The sequence below is a fragment of the Riemerella anatipestifer genome (assembly GCF_035666175.1).
GTDB classification, from domain to species: domain Bacteria; phylum Bacteroidota; class Bacteroidia; order Flavobacteriales; family Weeksellaceae; genus Riemerella; species Riemerella anatipestifer_D.
The window spans coordinates 2,419,131-2,436,131 of the sequence record NZ_CP142016.1 but is presented as its reverse complement, the minus strand read 5'-3'; the positions used below and the strand labels follow the sequence as shown (position 1 = coordinate 2,436,131).

The window sequence follows — 17,001 nt, the reverse complement described above, 5'->3', positions numbered from 1 at the left end:
CAGGGATTTTAACCACTGAACTTCCTACGAAGAACTGAACTTCAAATTTACCACTTTCCTGTCTTACGAAGCACGAACCCCCTGCTTGCGTATAGGTGATGTTATGCGGTCGGCTTTCATTTTCTCTTCTTTCTCGTTAATTTGTCAAGCAAAGTTACTAAATTTGCAGTAATGACAAAAAAGAAATTGCCCGTTCGTTTTACGGGTCAGCACTTTACTATTGATAAAGTGCTAATAAAAGATGCAATAAGACAAGCAAATATAAGTAATCAGGATACGGTTTTAGATATTGGGGCAGGCAAGGGGTTTTTTACTGTTCATTTATTAAAAATCGCCAACAATGTTGTTGCTATTGAAAACGACACAGCTTTGGTTGAACATTTACGAAAATTATTTTCTGATGCCCGAAATGTTCAAGTTGTCGGTTGTGATTTTAGGAATTTTGCAGTTCCGAAATTTCCTTTCAAAGTGGTGTCAAATATTCCTTATGGCATTACTTCCGATATTTTCAAAATCCTGATGTTTGAGAGTCTTGGAAATTTTCTGGGAGGTTCCATTATCCTTCAGTTAGAACCTACACAAAAGTTATTTTCGAGGAAGCTTTACAATCCATATACCGTTTTCTATCATACTTTTTTTGATTTGAAACTTGTCTATGAGGTAGGTCCTGAAAGTTTCTTGCCACCGCCAACTGTCAAATCAGCCCTGTTAAACATTAAAAGAAAACACTTATTTTTTGATTTTAAGTTTAAAGCCAAATACTTAGCATTTATTTCCTGTCTGTTAGAGAAACCTGATTTATCTGTAAAAACAGCTTTAAAGTCGATTTTCAGGAAAAGTCAGGTCAGGTCAATTTCGGAAAAATTCGGTTTAAACCTTAATGCTCAAATTGTTTGTTTGTCTCCAAGTCAATGGGTAAACTGTTTTTTGGAAATGCTGGAAGTTGTCCCTGAAAAATTTCATCCTTCGTAGTTCAAAGTCGGGTGGTTGTCAAGATGATTTTTTTGGTTTGGTGTCGTCTTTTAAGCTGCCGCATAACGGGAAACGCATTGGCGAAGTGGCGGATAAATTGAACCGAAAGTTCAATTTAGCAGTGACGTAGCCGATGTGTTTCCACAGAAGCTAAATTATTAAAAAAAAGCTGAATGTGGGACACATTCGGCGGAATAAAAAGCACAAAAGTTGAATTTTGAACTTAACCCGCCATTTTGCCAATGCGATGTTGAACTGAACAAGGGAAATGAGCGGTATCCTGCCAGACAGGATACCGACATTCACGAGGTTTCGATGGTTAGTGCGCCGCATCGGAGCGGGCCTGCTACCAGTCGTCGGTTAGACGACTGGCGACTTCTCGGTGGCAGCCCCACGGAGCCGAAGGAGCACCAGCCCCAACGAAACCAGTACCGCCATCGCCGTGGCGTAACAGATCACGGGCCACGCTGTGTCACCGTTTAAAAGTGCCACCGCCAATGTCCCGACAATGCTGACTATCAGGCTTTGAACGCAGAAGTAGAACGCGACCGCTGATCCCGCGATGTCGTCGAACTCTGCCAAAGCGCCGTTCGCGGTAACGGACACCGTGAAGACAATACCGACCGCGACAACCCACATCGGTAGGATGAAGGTGAGGAATGACGGCGAGCCGTAAAGTTCGCCGATCCCCAACAGGACCGCTCCGCAAACAAGCAACGCCATCCCACGCGCCACGCATCCTGCGATGCCCCATCTGGCGACAAAGGACTTCGCGAAACGGGTTGTCACGATCATTACAAGCGCGACAGTGGCGAAGGCAAAGCTGAATCCGATCTCGGAATATTCCGCTTGGCCTATGAGCACACGGGGAGCCGTCGAGAAGAAGACGAAGTAGGTGCCCATACCGGCGCTAAAGCCGACAGTGTAAACCCAAAAAGCCGGACTCGCGAAGATCGGCAAGACAGATCGGCGCGTCTTGACTTGATCCAGAGGGCGGGTTTCGTGCCACCTGAAACCCGCATTTAGGAGTGCGAGCATCGCCAGTATAGCCAAAGTAATGAATATCGCCTGCCATCCCAAGAACTCGCCGATCAATACTCCGGCGATAGGGCCGAGCGCAGGCACGAACGCCAGCATCGAACTGAAAAGGCCGTAGATGACGACACCCTCAGGACGGTTGGCATAAACGTCGCGAACCGTCGCGAACGTCGCCACCAGCATGGCCGACGCGCCCACTGCTTGAAGTAGACGGAAAGCGACAAAGGCCGGTGCAGTTGAAGACCAAGCTGCTCCCAGAGACGCAATGACGAAAGCCGTTGCGCCCGCAAGTAGAATTGGCCGTCGCCCGATTCTGTCTGAGAGCGGACCAAAAATCACCTGGCCCACGCCGAGCATCACCATATAGAGGCTCAACGTGAGTTGGATCATAGCGGGCGTCGTGTTCAGGATGCCGGGCATCGCTGGAACGACAGGGAGATAAATATCCATCGCCAGTGAAGCGAGGATGTCGAAAGGAGCCATCAGCAGCAGTGCTGCCGGCAGCGTATAGGCCCACGCGGGGCGTTGTTTTTGTTTATCAGTCATTTATGTGTTTTTCTATTCCATCAATAATTGATTTCCAATCATCAACGTGTAATTCGTGTCCTGTACCTTCAAGGGTGATTAGATTTGAACCTTTTATTTTTTCTAGTAAAAAACCTGCATTCTTATAATGCCAAATTTTGTCGTCTGTTCCGTGGATAATTAAGGTGGGTTGTTTGATTTCGTTTAATCTGTTCCAATATTCTTCACCACCACCACCTTGCGATGCAGCGTGATTGAACATACTTATATAATTGTTGGCTCTATTGAACTCAGCTCTTATCAGTTTTTCACTTCTTTGTTTGTCAAATTGTTTCTTGCCACTCATTAATTCTGCACCCTGAATTAAATAGTTTACCACACTGTCTTCATTTGTCCAATTGACTGTACCTGCTTTACTATGGAAATCTAAAATACTCGTGTCCATTTCAGGTATAGTTGGGTCTGAGTCTCCCCAAGGGCCTGATGACATAAGAGTTAAGGAGTTAACTCTGTCGGCAAACTTTATTGATGCTATTTGAGAAATTAGTCCGCCCAAAGAAATCCCCACAAAATGTGCTTTGTCAATCTTGTAGCCATCCAATATTGAAATAGCGTCATTAGTTAAGTCAACAATATCGTATGGAGTAGAACCTGGTTCATAATTAGTGGATTTTCCTACATCTCTGTTGTCGTAACGAATAACAAAAAATCCTTTTTCAGATAATTGTTGGCAAAATTCAGTGTCCCAATACAGCATTGATACGGTTGCACCTGCTACCAAAAGGATTGCTGGATTTTTCTTATTTCCAAAACTTTCCGTACAGAGTTCAATGCCGTTTGTTTTAATTATTTTCTCTTTCATTTCTGTTTTCCTTTGTTTGCAACTGATTATTATCAGTCCTAAAATTAATATCCAAAGTAGTTTTTTTTTCATTTATCAATGTTTAACTGTTATGCTGGTATCTTTCACAATGCCCGCTAACGAAAAATGGTAGCCGTAGTTGCCGGATTTACAGCACTTTCGTATCAATTTAGCACTTCGGTTCGTTAAAAGCACCAAAGTATCAAGTTGGCACGAAAGCCGGCAATTATCGGCTACCATATGTTAGTGGCATTTATCATTTCATTATATTCATTTGCTTTAACGCATTTTTTGTTACATTAATTCTCGATGAAATAAAATCATCAACATTCAATCCGTCTGTCGGAATTACATTTGTTGCAAAAAAATAAACATTAGATTTTGTTTCAACATAACCAACAAACCAACCATTATATTTTTCTTCTATCGAACTTAATCCAGTCTTACCGCTTAAAATGTAATTTTCAGTTCGCTCAATTTCCATAATATTTTTGACAATCTTTATTGTCCTATCAGAAATTGGAAATTTTGAAAAATAGAATTTCCTTAAAAAGTCGATTTGTTGTTTTTGAGATATTTTTGAATTTCCTTCAAGCCAAAAATTGTCAATCGTTAAACTGTCGAAAACCATTCCTTTGTAATCTAATTTTCTCAAATATTTTTTCATTCTTTTTACACCAACTTTTCTAGCAATTTCTTGATAACAAGGAACACAAGAAACTTGAAACGCTTTTTTAAAAGTCAAATCTTCTTCCCATATTTTAAATCTCCGTTTTTCACCATTCCATTTGAAAATTGCAGAATCATTTTTAATTATTCCAGTTTCTAAAGCAATTATTGAGTTCGGAATTTTGAAAGTTGATGCTGGAATTACTCCAGTTTTTGCCCAAGAAAAATCGTTAGAATAATATATTTTGTTTTTTACGTCATAAATTAAAATTGATCCGTTTACTTCTAAACTATCCAAAATATTTCCAAATTCTGTTTTTACAACTTCTTTTGTATTTAGTTTTTTAGTTTGGCAATTTGCGGTAAAGTTTACTAATATAATTATATTTAAAAGTATTATTATTTTTCTCATTTTAATTTTTGTTTCATTAAGGTTTATGTCGCTTCAAGATGACGCACAACGTTGTTCGGCTTTGCGTTCGGGCGGGTTTCGGAGCACAAAAGCCTAAATTTATTTCTAATGTTTAATCGAAGCACAAGGCTTCAAGTTTATACGTCAGCCCGCCTGACGCAAAACCGATGTTAGCAGTAGTGCTTATGCAGTTGTCCACTGTTTAGGTAGTCCAACTTTTTTAAGCATTTCATTTGCTTTTTCCAATTTGTCTGGGAATAGGATTTTGTCGTCAAACTTGTTTAACGCTTTGTCCACCCGAACAATCGGAATTTTACGTTTCTTTATTTCAGTTGTTACTTTCATATCAATTGAATTTTGATTTTACAAAGTTAATTATTTTTTTGTTTTCCTACGCACTAAAAATCCGTCATATTCAACATTTTTTTTGAACGGAAACCAATCCTCATCTTTCTCGCCCAAAACTTCAAAGTCTTCTGTTACTTCCGAAAGAAATTTTGTTATTCCCATTCGGTAAAGTCTTGTTCGGGATTTTGTGCTACCTGTCGCATAAATCCAAGCGTTCGGATATTTGTCGGTAAAAGCGTAAAGCGTTGCGGCAACTGTCGCCAAAACTTTTTCGCTATCCCCATTGTTTGAAATTACTTTATCGTCTATGTCGCCTGTTGTTAGGTCTTTGTCGCCAAACGCAAGGTTGTAAACGTTTTTCACGTTGGTTTCTTGGAAACGCACAAGTTTTTCAATTAAGCCTTTCTGTCCTTCGCTTGTAAATTCAAAGGTCATTAACTTGTCGCTCGATGCCAACGGATACTTTGGTAATTTCATTTCCTACTTCTTTCTTTCAGTTCAAATTTTTGTCAAAGATACGATTTTTTTCGTCACGCATTACTGCTAACGTTTTGCGGCTTTGCGTTCGGGCGGGATTTTTAGCATTAACCTTGATACGAAGCCGAAAGCTCAAATTTAGCACAAATGCTCATACGAAGCACGTCACCCCGCCTGACGCAAAACCGCTGTTAGCAGTAGTGGTTTCTTCCGTTGTCTTGTCAGTCGTCATTTTGATAGCTGTAAAATTCTGTAAGCTCCTCTCGCTACAATGACAAATACAATTGCTCCAATAATTAAGTCGGGATAACCTGAATTGAGCCAATTAACCAAAAGTCCTGCTGTAATTACTCCCGAATTTATGATTATGTCATTTGAAGTAAAAATCATACTTGCTTGCATATGAGCTTCTTTGCTTTTTCTCTTTTGCAATAAATACAGACAAATAACATTAGCTATTAACGCTACAATCGAAACGAAAATCATTGTTTGAAAGTCAGGCATTTTCTCGACTCCAATAAATCGTCTGACTACCTCTATAAAACCAATTACAGCAAGAAGAATTTGAAAGTATCCTGCAAATTTTGCGATATTCTTTTTTCTGACTACTGTTCCGCCAACAGCAATTAATGCAAGTCCATAAACAATACTGTCAGCCAGCATATCTAAACTGTCGGCAACCAAGCCCATTGAGTTTGATATAAGTCCTGTTACAATTTCAATGGCGAAAAACAAAAAATTTATTATTAAAACAGTCCATAAGGTTTTTCTTTCGTCATTTTGATTGTCAGTTGCTGTAAAATTGTCAACCGAAACAGTCGAGAGAATTGAAGTGTCAAATTTTAATGTGTCAAGTCGCTGAAAAATTTGTTCATTATTGTCTATATGAAAAACGTGTAAAAGTCGGTTGGGTATGTCAAATTCTAACGATTGAATATTTGTCAAATCGTCAAGTTTCATCCGAATCATTTGTTCTTCTGATGGACAGTCCATTTTTGCTATCTTAAATGTCGTTTTTTGCATATCACTTCATTGTCTGTTGGGTCGTCCTACCATTACTGCTAACGGCTCGGCGGCTTTGCGAAGTTTCCTCTGGAAGCTCTGCTTCCGTGAGGGAATTTTGCAAAACCGCTTGATGTGCGAAGTTCGCGAAGCGACGAGCTCATCAGGCGGTGTAAGCCGCCGAGCCGATGTAGCGAAAGGAGCGAAGCGGATTTCGCTACATCGGTCCGGGTATTGCCGAAGGCGGGGCTTCTTAGCACCTAACTTCAACTAAAATACCATACTCCAAAGATAAACAAAATTTTCTAAAAAAGCAATTAACCCCGCTTGCGGCAATACCTTGTTACCAGCTGTACTATTTTTTTCTGCGTAGTGTCTTTTCCGCATAGTTTTCAGTCCGCACATTTTTCACATTTTCAGCGTTCAAGTCCACAATTTGACCGTTTAGTTTTTCAGCCTTTAAGTCAGTTCCGCAGTTTTTTAGTTATTCTTTTTCAGTTTTCAGTTCCAAAATCCATTCGTTTTTCCGCTTTTCGTCAGTTTGAGGTTCTTCCCTTTTGGATTTTTCCTCTTTTTTTAGGTTTTAAAAGTCCAACATTCAGTCGAGCGTTAAAAGTTATCAGCTGTACTCCCCAACATTTTTTAAGAGTCGACTCATTCAAATATGCTTTCAAGTCGTCCGTTGTAGAAAATGAATTTAGACCTCTAACACGTTCTGCTCGGCTGGGTCTGAATTCAGTTTCTTATTATTCACAATTTAGAGCACTTTAAATCGTTTCAGTTCCTTAGCGAAATGTTTGGAGTGTATAGCTGGTAACGTTTTTCAGCTACACGCAGGCAGGGATTTTTACCACTAAGCTACCTACGATGAACTGAACTTTAAATTTACCACTTTCCAGTCTTACGAAGCACGAACCCCCTGCTTGCGTATAGGTGATGTTATGCGGTCGGCTTTCATTTTCTCTTCTTTCTCGTTAATTTGTCAAGCAAAGTTACTAAATTTGCAGTCAAGCAATTTCAATTTTTGAATTGTGATTTGAATTCAAGTATTCACCTGTAAGAAGTTACTAATGACAAAAAAGAAATTGCCCGTTCGTTTTACGGGTCAGCACTTTACTATTGATAAAGTGCTAATAAAAGATGCAATAAGACAAGCAAATATAAGTAATCAGGATACGGTTTTAGATATTGGGGCAGGCAAGGGGTTCCTTACTGTTCATTTATTAAAAATCGCCAACAATGTTGTTGCTATTGAAAACGACACAGCTTTGGTTGAACATTTACGAAAATTATTTTCTGATGCCCGAAATGTTCAAGTTGTCGGTTGTGATTTTAGGAATTTTGCAGTTCCGAAATTTCCTTTCAAAGTGGTGTCAAATATTCCTTATGGCATTACTTCCGATATTTTCAAAATCCTGATGTTTGAGAGTCTTGAAAATTTTCTGGGAGGTTCAATTGTCCTTCAGTTAGAACCTACACAAAAGTTATTTTCGAGGAAGCTTTACAATCCATATACCGTTTTCTATCATACTTTTTTTGATTTGAAACTTGTCTATGAGGTAGGTCCTGAAAGTTTCTTGCCACCGCCAACTGTCAAATCAGCCCTGTTAAACATTAAAAGAAAACACTTATTTTTTGATTTTAAGTTTAAAGCCAAATACTTAGCATTTATTTCCTGTCTGTTAGAGAAACCTGATTTATCTGTAAAAACAGCTTTAAAGTCGATTTTCAGGAAAAGTCAGGTCAGGTCAATTTCGGAAAAATTCGGTTTAAACCTTAATGCTCAAATTGTCTGTTTGTCTCCAAGTCAATGGGTAAACTGTTTTTTGGAAATGCTGGAAGTTGTCCCTGAAAAATTTCATCCTTCGTAGTTCAAAGTCGGGTGGTTGTCAAGATGATTTTTTTGGTTTGGTGTCGTCTTTTAAGCTGCCGCATAACGGAAAAAGTATTTGCGAAGGGTGGGCTAAATTGAACCAATAGTTCAATTTCGACCAACCGTAGCAGATGCTTTTTCAATGAAACTAAATTACTCAAAATAGTTGAATTGAAAAGCATATGCGGCTAAATATTCCTGCTTTTTAATTCAACACATTAACCCCGCCTTTTGCAAATACTATGTTAGCTGACGTTTTTATTCTTTTGTATAAAATTCATAAGTCGTTTTAGCAATATCAGCAATTATTTCCTCACCCTTGTTGAATTCTTCCGAAGTATTGTGTATGAATACAGTTATATAAATTTTTTGATTATTAGGAAGTTGCATTATGCCTACATTGTTTATTGCGCCTGTGATTCCATCATCATTTGTGAAAGAAGTGCCAGCTCTCTGTGCAATTTTAACATTAGGTAGTTTGCCTTTTAATCGTTTCACACCTGTTTTGCTATTAACCATAGATTCATATAGCCATTTCGTATTTTCAGAGTTTAACATTTTTCCTTCGGAAAAGTTCTTTAAAAGTTTCGTGAATGAATTTGGTGTTGATTTGTTAATAAATTGAGAATTCCAGTCTTTGTGCATTTCATCTTCATTGTTCTTAATGACAAAGTTTTCATCATCAATAAATTTTTCTACGGCGTTAGTTCCACCTATTAAACGGAGTAGAATATCAGTCATATTGTTGTCGCTGTAAACAATCATCCAATGAAGTGCTTCTTCTAATGAAATTGAAATGTTTCCGTTTGGGTATTTTTCTTTAAATGGACTCCAAGTATTTTCCAGCAATTCTTCTTTTTTTATGAAGATTTGTTGTTGCATTAATAGTTCACCATTTTCAACTTTGTGTAGTATTGTCAAAGCAATTGGAAATTTAAAAGTGCTCAGTAAAGGGTAAGATTTATTTCCATTAATTTCGATGATGTTGTTATTTTCGTCAATAATTGAGATGCCAAAATCACCTTTTTTGGATGAGATGATTTTTTCTATTTGATACTTTAGGTTATTATCATGTACCGTAGCACATGAATTGATTATTAGAAACGTAAATGAAATTATTATCAGTTTTAATGTATTCATTTTCATGAGTTTGTTTAAAATGCCAGCTAACGTTGTTCGGCTTTGCGTTCGGGCGGGTTTCGGAGCACAAAAGCCTAAATTTATTTCTAATGTTTAATCGAAGCACAAGGCTTCAAGTTTATACGTCAGCCCGCCTGACGCAAAACCGATGTTAGCAGTAGTGCTTATGCAGTTGTCCACTGTTTAGGTAGTCCAACTTTTTTAAGCATTTCATTTGCTTTTTCCAATTTGTCTGGGAATAGGATTTTGTCGTCAAACTTGTTTAACGCTTTGTCCACCCGAACAATCGGAATTTTACGTTTCTTTATTTCAGTTGTTACTTTCATATCAATTGAATTTTGATTTTACAAAGTTAATTATTTTTTTGTTTTCCTACGCACTAAAAATCCGTCATATTCAACATTTTTTTTGAACGGAAACCAATCCTCATCTTTCTCGCCCAAAACTTCAAAGTCTTCTGTTACTTCCGAAAGAAATTTTGTTATTCCCATTCGGTAAAGTCTTGTTCGGGATTTTGTGCTACCTGTCGCATAAATCCAAGCGTTCGGATATTTGTCGGTAAAAGCGTAAAGCGTTGCGGCAACTGTCGCCAAAACTTTTTCGCTATCCCCATTGTTTGAAATTACTTTATCGTCTATGTCGCCTGTTGTTAGGTCTTTGTCGCCAAACGCAAGGTTGTAAACGTTTTTCACGTTGGTTTCTTGGAAACGCACAAGTTTTTCAATTAAGCCTTTCTGTCCTTCGCTTGTAAATTCAAAGGTCATTAACTTGTCGCTCGATGCCAACGGATACTTTGGTAATTTCATTTCCTACTTCTTTCTTTCAGTTCAAATTTTTGTCAAAGATACGATTTTTTTCGTCACGCATTACTGCTAACACACAAATATACGAAATATTTCCAATCAGAAAAATATTTTATTAATTTCTTAAAAAGAAATAATCAAAATACTGAAAATCAAAAATATAAATAAACTTATTTATTGCGTATTTTATATTTTTTTATAAAAAATATTCCTTTCTACAGAACGAAAACAAATATATAATACGCATAATATTATTCTAACTGCTCAATAGACATTAGATTGAGAATTTTAAAACAAGTGTTAATTATTTTGCTAATTTTGCGGTTCATTGTTTTATTAATGAATGTTATTGCAAGACAAGGTATAAAGTATTCCATAATAGGCTACTTAGGTTTTTTAATAGGCACTCTATCTTCTGTATTCCTATTCCCTCACGATTATGAGTTCTATGGAAAACTGAGATACATTCTACCTATGGCGGAAACTTTTCTACCAATCGTAGTCTTTGGTATTTCTTTTTCTAATGTTAAATTCTTTTTCTCTGCGGAAAAACAAGGACTCAACCAAAGTATGCTCTCTCTCTCTCTACTAGCTGTAGTTTTTAATTTCATAGTATTTTCTGGAGCGTTCTTTCTTGCTTGTCTCCTATTTCCCAGCCTTAAAGCAACTCAGTTTTGGAATATGAAATACCTCATATTACCATTACTTTTTCTACTCTCCATTTCCTCAGTACTCAACAAATATATTTCTAACTATAAAAGAATAGCCATTCCTAATATTTTTGAAAATTTATTTCCTAAAATCGCTAATATGGGAGCTTTTTCTTTATTTTTCTTTCTAGGAGTTCCAGAATACGGTGCTTTGGCTTTTTTTCTAGGAGTATTTGTATTGTCTCTGGCAGGGTATTTTTGGTATAATAAAAAACTAACTGGGTTTAAATGGGATTTTTCCACACAATTTTTTAGGACTAATAACACTTGGAAAAAATTTTTAGAGTACAGTTTTTATGGTTTTTTAGGAAACATAGGCAACTATATCGCTATCAAAATAGATAATGTAATGATAAGCGAGTTTCTTAATTTCAAACTCAATGGCGTTTACTCTAACATCTACTCTATTTTGCAACTCATTGCCGTGCCTGCTATGGGGCTTTACACCATCTATGCTCCACTGATAAACCAATGTTTTGAAGAAAACGATATGGCTAAACTCCAAGCCTCTCATCAAAAAACTTCTCTTAATCTTTTCTGTATTGGGATTATCCTCTATACCTGTCTTTTAGCTGGATTTCCATTTTTAGGACAGATGATTAAAAACGGAAACGAACTATTAGACCACCAATACCTACTATGGATACTAGGTCCTGCTATTCTTTTTGATTTAGCCACAGGTTTCAATGGGCATATTATTTCCATGTCCAAATACTTCAAATTCAACATAGTAGTCATGCTATTTTTAGCATTTGCTACAGTGGGGCTTAATCTCGTATTTCTACGCTATACCGATTTAGGAATTATGGGAATAGCCTTGGCAACCGCTATTTCTCTCACCACTTTTAACATTATTAAAATTATATTCAACCGAATATATTTTGGGGTATTTCCGCTTTCTTTAAAGATGTTGTATATGTCTTTATTATGTAGCGGAACAATCCTACTGATATACTATCTACCCGCTTTACCTTGGGCAATAATAGACTTTATTTATCGCCCTACACTTGCGCTTACTATCATTCTCTTAGGCAATTATATATGCAAAATTTACCCAACTCAACAACTCATTGCCCCTCTATTAAAAAAATTGAAACGGTAATTTTTATTTAACTTTTTTTAACACCAACCTGATGTTTGATGTTAAGTATTTTTTTCTACTTTTAACAAAAAAATATTTAATTATGAAACAATTTATTCTATCAACCATTTGTTTGTTTATGATGAATTGGGTTTTAGGTCAAAACCAAAGATTCACTTATGAGTACAAATTTGCTGTAGATTCTACTAAAAAAGACTCTCTAATTTCAGAAATTATGAATTTAGATGTTTATAAGGAAAAATCGGTATTCTACAGCAAAATAAAACAAGAAAACGATTCTATAATCAATCAAGAAATTAAAAAACAAAGTCAAATTTCTTCTGGTAACATTAACCTTAGTCATCTAAAAAATATGAAAAGAGCCAAGGTTAAAGATTGGATACTAAAAACTTATCCTAATTATGAAGTAGAACTTTATACCAAAATAGGTTTTGATGATTATGCCGTACGCGACGAAAGAAAAATGCAATGGAAAATCGTTCCAGAACATGAAACCTTTAAAAATTGGAAAGTTCAAAAAGCCACCACTGAATTTGCAGGTAGAAAATGGACAGCGTGGTTCACTACAGATATTCCTATTCCAGACGGACCATACAAGTTTCACGGTCTACCAGGGTTAATTGTAAAAATGGAAGACCACCAAAAAATGTTTTCATTTGAACTCATTGGTAGCCAAAAAATAAACAATACTCAAGAAGTGAACCTTACCGACAAACTAATAAATTTAGTTAAAATAGACAGGAAACAATTCAAGAAAGCATTTCAGGAAAACCGTTCAGACCCTGCTAAATCTTTTAGAATGATGGGAAGTAATGTAGTGTTAAAAGCCTCTATCAACGGAAAAGAGGTTTCTCAAAGCGAACTCATCAAAAAGATGGAAAAAAGTGCTAAAGAAAAGATGAAACGAGAAAATAGTTTCATAGAGCAGGATTGGATAGAGTAATCCTACTTTCATTCCCTTATTTATAATCAATCTAAACTCATTAAAAACAGCTATTCCGTGTAAAATTCGTATTTTTGTGGATACTAAATTTTGAATACGAAAAATAAATCATTTAATAATATGACTTTTGACTTTGATATGATTAAGAAAGTTTACTCTGATTTTGAGAACAGAGTAAACGCTGCGAGAGAGTTTATGGGAAGACCTCTTACCTATTCTGAAAAAATCCTTTGTGCTCACCTTTTCTCTGAACAGAAGCCAGAAGCTTTCAAGAGAGGAGAATCTTATGTAGACTTTGCTCCAGATAGAGTAGCAATGCAAGATGCTACGGCACAGATGGCTCTTTTACAGTTTATGCAAGCAGGTAAGGCTAAAGTGGCTGTACCTTCTACAGTACACGCAGACCACCTTATACAGGCTCGTGTAGGAGCAGATAAAGATTTACAAGAAGCTGAAAATAAAAATAACGAAGTTTATCAATTCCTTCAATCGGTATCTAACAAATATGGTATTGGATTCTGGAAACCAGGAGCTGGGATTATCCATCAAGTAGTATTGGAAAATTACGCATTCCCTGGTGGTATGATGATTGGTACCGACTCTCACACGCCTAATGCTGGTGGTTTGGGTATGGTAGCCATAGGTGTAGGTGGTGCCGATGCTGTAGATGTAATGGCAGGAATGCCGTGGGAACTTAAATTCCCAAAAATGATTGGTATCAAACTTACAGGTAAACTTAACGGTTGGACTTCTGCTAAAGATGTTATTCTAAAAGTAGCAGGTATCCTTACTGTAAAAGGAGGCACTGGTGCTATTGTAGAATACTTTGGCGAAGGTGCAGAAGCTTTATCTTGTACAGGTAAAGGTACTATCTGTAATATGGGTGCAGAGATAGGTGCTACCACTTCTATTTTTGCTTACGATAATAATATGGGCGAGTATCTTCGTTCTACAGGTAGAGCAGATTTAGCTGAAGCTGCCGACGCTATCAAAAATGTACTTCGTGCAGATGAAGAGGTTTACACTAATCCTGAAAAATATTACGACCAAGTTATTGAAATCAACCTTTCTGAATTAGAACCACACTTGAACGGTCCTTTCTCTCCAGATATTGCAACACCTATTTCAAAAATGAAAGAGGAAGCAGAGAAAAACGGTTGGCCTACTAAAGTTGAAGTAGGATTAATTGGTTCTTGTACCAACTCTTCTTACGAAGATATTTCTCGTGCCGCTTCCGTAGCGAAACAAGCTCAAGAGAAAAACTTAAAAGTAGCTGCAGAATACACTATTACACCAGGTTCTGAACAAGTAAGGTTTACTGTAGAAAGAGATGGCTATTTAGATACTTTTGATAAAATCGGAGGTAAAGTATTTGCTAACGCTTGTGGACCTTGTATTGGACAATGGGCTAGAGAAGGTGCTGAAAAACAAGAAAAAAATACAATTGTACACTCGTTCAACAGAAACTTCTCTAAGAGAGCAGATGGTAACCCTAACACTTATGCTTTCGTAGCTTCTCCAGAATTAGTAACAGCGTTAGCTATTGCGGGAGATTTAACTTTTGACCCTAGAAAAGATAAATTAACTAACCAAAATGGAGAAGAAGTTTTATTAGACGAACCTCAAGGGTTTGAACTTCCTCCAAGAGGATTTGATGTTGAAGACGCAGGCTATATTGCTCCAGCTGAAGACGGTTCTCAAGTTCAAGTAAAAGTAGCTCCAGAGTCTGACAGACTACAATTACTAGACGCTTTCCCTGCTTGGAATGGAGAAAATGTAATGGGAGCTAAGTTGTTGATTAAAGCCTTTGGTAAGTGTACTACCGACCACATTTCTATGGCTGGACCTTGGTTAAAATACAGAGGACACCTAGATAATATCGCCAACAATACCCTTATTGGTGCTGTAAACGCATTCAATATGGAAACCAACAAAGTTAAAAATGAACTTACTGGTGAGTATATGGAAGTTCCTGCATCAGCAAGAGCTTACAAGGCGGCTGGTATCAAAACGGTTATCGTTGGGGATAATAACTATGGTGAAGGCTCTTCTCGTGAGCACGCTGCAATGCAGCCTAGACATCTAGGAGCTATGGCGGTTCTAGTAAAATCTTTCGCTCGTATTCACGAAACTAACCTTAAAAAGCAAGGTATGTTAGCTCTTACTTTTGCAAACGAGGCTGATTATGATAAAATCAAAGAAGGAGATACTTTCAACTTTGTAGATTTAGCTGAATTTGCTCCAGGTAAGCCTGTTACTATTGAGTTAGTACACACAGATGGTTCTAAAGATACTATCTTAGCTAACCACACTTACAACGATGGACAAATAGGTTGGTTTAGAGCTGGTTCTGCATTGAACTTGATTAAGCAACAGCAACAGAAATAATTTATAATCTGTATAGTAAAAAAGCAGAGCCAATGGCTCTGCTTTTTTTTATTATCATCTTAAACACTAAGTTTCAATCCTATTTTTTCCGCTTCTTTTATTACGAAATCTTTAGCTTCTTCGGGAGTGTTAGAAATTTCACCTTCTAAAATTGCTTCTTTTACTTTCTCCTTTAAAATCCCAATTTCTCTACCTGGTTTTAGTTGAAACAAAGCCATAATTTCTTCCCCAGAAATAGGCGGCTGGAAATTTCTTATTTGGTCTTTCTCCTCCACCTCTTTTATTTTTTGAGCTACATACTCAAAGTTCTTTCTAAAGCGTTCTTGTTTTTTGGCATTTTTAGTAGTAATATCAGCCTTACATAGCGTGAACAAGTCTTCCAAATCTTCCCCTGCATCAAACAATAAGCGTCTAAGAGCAGCATCAGAAGTATCATCTGTTACCAAAGCAATAGGTCTAGATGAAAGCTTTACCATTTTCTGCACATACTTTAGGTCTGCCCCTAGAGGCAACTTCAATCGCTGAAAAAGAGGTTTAGCCATCTTAGAACCTAAAAACTCGTGTCCGTGGAAAGTCCACCCAGTGCCATCTACAAATTTCTTGGTAGGTGCTTTCCCTATATCATGCAACAGTGCCGACCATCGCAACCAAAGTTTATCCGTATGTTTAGAAATATTATCTACTACTTCTAGTGTATGGTAAAAATTATCTTTATGCGTTTGTCCTTCTATTTCTTCTATACCTTTAAGGGCGGTAAGTTCAGGGATAATCTTCTCCAAAAGTCCCGTATCGTCCAAGAGTTTCAAGCCTATAGATGGTTTTTCGGAAAGCATTATTTTGTTAAACTCTACCATAATACGCTCCATTGAGACGATTTTTATCCTGTCCGCTTCCTGTTTTATCGCATCTAGAGAATTCTGTTCCACCTTAAAATTAAGCGTAGAAGCAAATCTAATCGCTCTCATCATTCTAAGAGGGTCATCAGAATAAGTTTGCAAAGGCTCTAGCGGAGTTTTCAGAATTTTTGACTCCAAATCCTGTACTCCACTAAAAGGGTCCATCAAACGCCCAAAGTCTTCTTTTCCTAGAGAGATTGCCATCGCATTGATGGTAAAATCACGGCGTTTTTGGTCATCTTCTAGGCTACCTTTCTCTACAGCAGGCTTTCGGCTATCTTCCGAATAGCTTTCCTTTCTTGCACCTACAAACTCCAATTCTAGTCCTTTCCACTTTATCATAGCAGTCCCATAGGTCTTAAATACCGATACTTTTAGATTAGAATCCAGCTCCTTCGCCACTGCTTGCGCTAACTCTATCCCGCTTTGCTCCGTTACAAAATCTATATCCGTAGGCACTTGTCGTTTCATAAGCAAATCCCTCACATAGCCTCCCACAATGTACGCCGTCTGCCCTCTTTCCTCCGCTACTTTAGAGATAATTTTAAACAGTTTAAGATTTCTATTCTGATTAAGATTGATATATTTTTCCATGAATTCTAAGAACCAACTAGCTATTTAATCCTGCAAAGATAAAAAAGAGAAAACAAACCCTCACCCTTTTGCTCCCAATAATTAGGGCGTCCCCCTCTCCGAAGCATTCCCTACCGCTCGGGTCAGGCTTTTGGCTTTATCTTTTTCTCGTCGTTCCTCCTCAAAAAAGGATACCGCCTCTATCCTTTACGCTTTAATATCCGTTTCTGTATGGAGTTATGGTTTCATTTTAGTACTTTTGCAGAGG

Annotated in this window: 15 protein-coding genes and 1 pseudogene; 5 read left to right on the top strand and 11 right to left on the bottom strand. The window is 37.3% G+C overall.

What is annotated here, in order from left to right:
• Positions 1 to 171: 171 nt before the first annotated feature.
• Positions 172 to 972, top strand: a complete 801-nt coding sequence (gene erm(F) / locus VIX88_RS12170) for a 23S rRNA (adenine(2058)-N(6))-methyltransferase Erm(F) (protein ID WP_182650836.1) — start codon at positions 172 to 174, stop codon at positions 970 to 972.
• 234 nt (positions 973 to 1,206) lie between these two features.
• Here erm(F) (VIX88_RS12170) and VIX88_RS12165 read toward each other — a convergent pair.
• The 7 genes and pseudogenes from VIX88_RS12165 to VIX88_RS12135 all read right to left on the bottom strand — a co-directional run.
• Positions 1,207 to 1,305, bottom strand: a pseudogene (locus tag VIX88_RS12165) (LysR family transcriptional regulator); the annotation flags it as partial.
• A 27-nt stretch (positions 1,306 to 1,332) separates the two neighbouring features.
• Positions 1,333 to 2,556, bottom strand: a complete 1,224-nt coding sequence (floR, locus tag VIX88_RS12160; protein WP_014053560.1) for a chloramphenicol/florfenicol efflux MFS transporter FloR — start codon at positions 2,554 to 2,556, stop codon at positions 1,333 to 1,335.
• Positions 2,549 to 3,469, bottom strand: a complete 921-nt coding sequence (gene estT, locus VIX88_RS12155) for a macrolide hydrolase EstT (protein ID WP_046701559.1) — start codon at positions 3,467 to 3,469, stop codon at positions 2,549 to 2,551. The genes floR and estT overlap by 8 nt, the downstream gene beginning before the upstream one ends.
• A 184-nt stretch (positions 3,470 to 3,653) precedes the next feature.
• A complete protein-coding gene (blaOXA, locus tag VIX88_RS12150) occupies positions 3,654 to 4,478 on the bottom strand; it encodes a class D beta-lactamase (RefSeq protein WP_310503742.1) in 825 nt (274 codons plus the stop codon).
• 183 nt (positions 4,479 to 4,661) lie between these two features.
• Positions 4,662 to 4,823, bottom strand: a complete 162-nt coding sequence (locus VIX88_RS12145) for a DUF4197 domain-containing protein (RefSeq protein ID WP_141113035.1) — start codon at positions 4,821 to 4,823, stop codon at positions 4,662 to 4,664.
• Positions 4,824 to 4,853: 30 nt separating this feature from the next.
• Positions 4,854 to 5,303 carry a DUF6934 family protein gene (locus VIX88_RS12140; RefSeq protein ID WP_041321170.1) on the bottom strand — a complete coding sequence of 150 codons (450 nt, stop codon included), beginning with the start codon at positions 5,301 to 5,303 and terminating at the stop codon, positions 4,854 to 4,856.
• A 228-nt stretch (positions 5,304 to 5,531) separates the two neighbouring features.
• Entirely contained in the window at positions 5,532 to 6,326 is a 795-nt protein-coding gene (locus tag VIX88_RS12135; RefSeq protein ID WP_014937120.1) for a cation transporter, read from the bottom strand.
• A gap of 1,049 nt (positions 6,327 to 7,375) precedes the next feature.
• Between VIX88_RS12135 and erm(F) (VIX88_RS12130) the strand changes: the two genes are divergently transcribed.
• Positions 7,376 to 8,176: a 23S rRNA (adenine(2058)-N(6))-methyltransferase Erm(F) gene (gene erm(F), locus VIX88_RS12130; RefSeq protein WP_010256780.1), complete on the top strand. Its 801-nt coding sequence runs from the start codon at positions 7,376 to 7,378 to the stop codon at positions 8,174 to 8,176.
• A gap of 260 nt (positions 8,177 to 8,436) precedes the next feature.
• Here the strand turns inward: erm(F) (VIX88_RS12130) and blaRASA are convergent, their stop codons facing one another.
• The 3 genes from blaRASA to VIX88_RS12115 form a co-directional block, all read right to left on the bottom strand.
• Positions 8,437 to 9,318, bottom strand: a complete 882-nt coding sequence (blaRASA, locus tag VIX88_RS12125) for an RASA family extended-spectrum class A beta-lactamase (RefSeq protein WP_041320648.1) — start codon at positions 9,316 to 9,318, stop codon at positions 8,437 to 8,439.
• 164 nt (positions 9,319 to 9,482) lie between these two features.
• The gene (locus VIX88_RS12120; RefSeq protein WP_141113035.1) at positions 9,483 to 9,644 is read right to left on the bottom strand and encodes a DUF4197 domain-containing protein; all 162 of its coding nucleotides are present in this window, start codon (positions 9,642 to 9,644) and stop codon (positions 9,483 to 9,485) included.
• 30 nt (positions 9,645 to 9,674) lie between these two features.
• Entirely contained in the window at positions 9,675 to 10,124 is a 450-nt protein-coding gene (locus tag VIX88_RS12115) for a DUF6934 family protein (RefSeq protein ID WP_041321170.1), read from the bottom strand.
• A gap of 336 nt (positions 10,125 to 10,460) precedes the next feature.
• On the opposite strand from VIX88_RS12115, the gene VIX88_RS12110 reads away from it, so the two are divergent.
• From VIX88_RS12110 to VIX88_RS12100, 3 genes are all read left to right on the top strand, one after another.
• Entirely contained in the window at positions 10,461 to 11,933 is a 1,473-nt protein-coding gene (locus tag VIX88_RS12110) for a lipopolysaccharide biosynthesis protein (protein WP_015345566.1), read from the top strand.
• Positions 11,934 to 12,015: 82 nt separating this feature from the next.
• Entirely contained in the window at positions 12,016 to 12,876 is an 861-nt protein-coding gene (locus VIX88_RS12105; protein ID WP_013447203.1) for a GLPGLI family protein, read from the top strand.
• 120 nt (positions 12,877 to 12,996) lie between these two features.
• Entirely contained in the window at positions 12,997 to 15,264 is a 2,268-nt protein-coding gene (locus VIX88_RS12100; RefSeq protein ID WP_260648280.1) for an aconitate hydratase, read from the top strand.
• A gap of 59 nt (positions 15,265 to 15,323) precedes the next feature.
• Here VIX88_RS12100 and VIX88_RS12095 read toward each other — a convergent pair whose 3' ends face one another.
• Positions 15,324 to 16,754: a CCA tRNA nucleotidyltransferase gene (locus tag VIX88_RS12095; RefSeq protein WP_109475585.1), complete on the bottom strand. Its 1,431-nt coding sequence runs from the start codon at positions 16,752 to 16,754 to the stop codon at positions 15,324 to 15,326.
• Positions 16,755 to 17,001 lie beyond the last annotated feature (247 nt).